Raw genomic sequence first — 3,050 nt, 5'->3', positions numbered from 1 at the left:
GCAGCCGAAGCACATCCCATTACCTTCTTTCGGCCTACGACATCTGACAATGCGCCAAAGGCAACCGTGAGCCCCCCGCTGAGAATCACGCTAACTAACCCTATCATTTCACTTACATGTGGATTTATTACCACGGCAAGAGAGAAGTTAGATATGTAGCTTATAAAGAATACTGTGAACACGTGGAACGCGCAGCACTCCACGCAACCTATGCTAATAGCAAGCATCAAAGGTCTGCGGCAGTGCTTAAAAAGATAACGGACCGGTGCATCTACGACCCCGCCATGTTCTTTAGAAGCCTGTTCCTTATACGCAGGGCTTTCTCCGGCCGTACTCCGCAAGTATATGCTTATTATTCCTATAATGAACCCCACTATGAAAGGTATTCTCCAGCCCCACACACCGAAGTTGTCACCCGTGAAGTACTTAGCCCCCATTTTCACGGCTAATGCAACGACAGAGCCCAAAACAGCACTAAGCACTTCCAAGCTGCCGAAAAGGCCCGCCTGATTTTTTTTTGCGTGTTCAATCAGGAACGTAGCATTCCCTGTTTCTCCGCCCAACGAAAAACCCTGAGCCAACCTGCATATTACGAGCAACACCTGTGCCGTAATACCAGCGCTCGCATATGTCGGAATGACCGCCATAAACCCTATAGGCACAGACATCGCGACTATGGAAATTACTAACGCAGCCCGCCTTCCGTATTTATCGCCTATATGGCCGAAAACACTTGCTCCAAAAGGACGCATGCAAAAACCAACTGCAAATACACAAAAGCTGCAAAGAAGAGACGAATATGCATCATCTAGAGGGAAGAATAAATCCCCCATAGTAACGGCCATACTCCCAAACAATACGTAATCATACCAGACTAGCGTGTTACATATGATTGTGGACGACACTGCGCGTCCCACACCGATATTCTTCATACATGTCCTCCGCCGCGTTTAACGCACGATAATAGTTACACTGTACCCCAAAAAGTTTCTAAAATAATGCGCATAGTGTACCTTGTGAGCTATCTGTGCGACTATCGTATATGAACACTGTGTGGAAATATCACGCATCGCTGACGCTAAACGCAAAAACACTATTCGCTTTACAGTTGAAAGACACTGCACGCTAGCAACTCTATTCAACAACGTTACTTCTGTCATCAACTTATTGAAAAAACTTCCACTTCTTCGGGCGGACCATATTATGCGGACACACAGCGGATGGGTCAGATTAGCCTCCTGTAATTATGAGGTATGTGTACTGTGTCGGTGGTCTAAGGACAACTTTTTGCTCAGTGCGCCGGTGCTGTTTTGTAATGCCCCATAGTCAGTATCCGACGTAACGGCGAGTTACAGCATGCATAGTTGTGTGAGGTACGTTTCCAACTGTTCACGTAGAGCAGCACTCTTGTTGGATAGAACTCAGAGTAACCCCCGGCAGTAGGTAAGCGCATTACATTTAGTTAAGTTTCTCACCCAGAACGCCGGTGTGTACCATTTACCGAAAGACCAAGGTGGATAATATAAACGGGACCTGCATATCCAGTTTGTTACGGATCCCCATTACGCTGGTAGGCGAGTCAAGTAAGCTCAGATACGATTAACTATAAGCTTCTCAGAATCATGAACCGGTCTTAAGCCAGTCTTGATGAATGTCACTAGGCTTGATTCTGCTCAGTGCGACGCAAGCTACTATAGCCCAGAACATGACACATAGTCCCGGCGACACCTTCCAGCCAGTGGTCTGCAAAAGCCACGTACATAGAGCAGGCGCAAGCCCACCTCCCAGTGCTGATGACACATTACGCGAAATGCCAAAACCAGTGTAACGCACTTTGGTCGGAAACAGCTCTGACATTGCTGCACTGGACGGCCCCAGAGTTGCAGCAAAAGGTATTGCGAACAACAAGTAACCTATTCCTACAGACCACAAGCTATCCTGACTCAAGAGCCAGAATACCGGCATTGCCAAAAAGAACAGTGCAGCCGAAGCACATCCCATCACCTTCTTTCGGCCTATGACATCTGACAATGCGCCAAAGGCAACTGTAAGCACACCGCTGAGAACAACACTAACTATCTCTACCATTTCGCTGACTTGTGGGTTTATTACCACCGACCTAGAGAAGCTAGATACGTAGCTTATAAAGAACACCATGAAAACATGGAATGAACAGTTTTCGATACAGTCAATACAAATCGCAAGCACCAAAGGTCTGCGATAATGCCTAAAAAGATGACGCACCGGTGCATCTATAACACCGCCATGTTCTTTAGAAGCCTGTTCCTCATATGCAGGGCTTTCTCCCGCAGTACTACGTAGGTATATGCTAATTATCCCTATCACGAACCCTATGATGAAAGGTATTCTCCAGCCCCACACACCGAAGTTGTCGCCCGTAAAGTACTTAGCTCCCATTTTCACTGCTAACGCGAGCACTGAGCCTAAAACAGCACTGAGAACTTCCAAACTACCGAATAAACCAGCCTGGTTTTTCTTTGCGTGCTCAATTAGAAACGTAGCGTTTCCTGTTTCTCCACCTAGTGAAAAACCCTGAGCCAACCGGCATATCACAAGCAATATCTGTGCCGCAACACCAACGCTTGCATATGTCGGAATTACCGCCATAAACCCTATAGGCACAGACATCGCGATTATGGAAATTATTAACGCTGCCCGCCTTCCGTATCTGTCGCCTATATGGCCGAAAACACTTGCCCCGAAAGGACGCATGCAAAAACCAACTGCAAATACGCAAAAGCTGCTAAGAAGAGACGAATATGCATCATCTCGAGGGAAGAACAAATCCCCTATAGTAACGGCCAGACTCCCAAACAATATGTAATCATACCACACTAGCGTGTTACATATGATCGTGGACAACACGGCACGTCCCGTCCTGATCTTCTTCATAAAACCTCCCCATTGTCGCAATTAATGCACAACGACCGCTGCACAGTATCAAAAAGTTTCCACCTAATGCACACGGCGTGCCTTGTGAATCCGCCAGACCACGGCCATGCACGTGCACTGTGTGAAAATGTCACGCA

Annotated in this window: 2 protein-coding genes; both read right to left on the bottom strand. The window is 47.1% G+C overall.

Features of this window, described 5'->3' with window-relative positions:
* The coding region (locus tag PGW94_RS04445) for an MFS transporter (RefSeq protein ID WP_271759042.1) at positions 1-932 on the bottom strand (932 nt) is incomplete at its 3' end.
* Positions 933-1,620: 688 nt separating this feature from the next.
* Positions 1,621-2,913 carry an MFS transporter gene (locus PGW94_RS04440; RefSeq protein ID WP_271759040.1) on the bottom strand — a complete coding sequence of 431 codons (1,293 nt, stop codon included), beginning with the start codon at positions 2,911-2,913 and terminating at the stop codon, positions 1,621-1,623.
* Between the last annotated feature and the right edge of the window lie 137 nt (positions 2,914-3,050).

The organism is Candidatus Anaplasma sp. TIGMIC, assembly GCF_028204095.1.
Lineage (GTDB): Bacteria > Pseudomonadota > Alphaproteobacteria > Rickettsiales > Anaplasmataceae > Anaplasma.
This window is presented reverse-complemented; position numbering and strand designations above follow the sequence as displayed.

Excerpts from the sequence above, each read along its gene's own strand:
- PGW94_RS04440 (WP_271759040.1), bottom strand. The coding sequence starts at position 2,913 with ATGAAGAAGATCAGGACGGGACGTGCCGTGTTGTCCACGATCATATGT.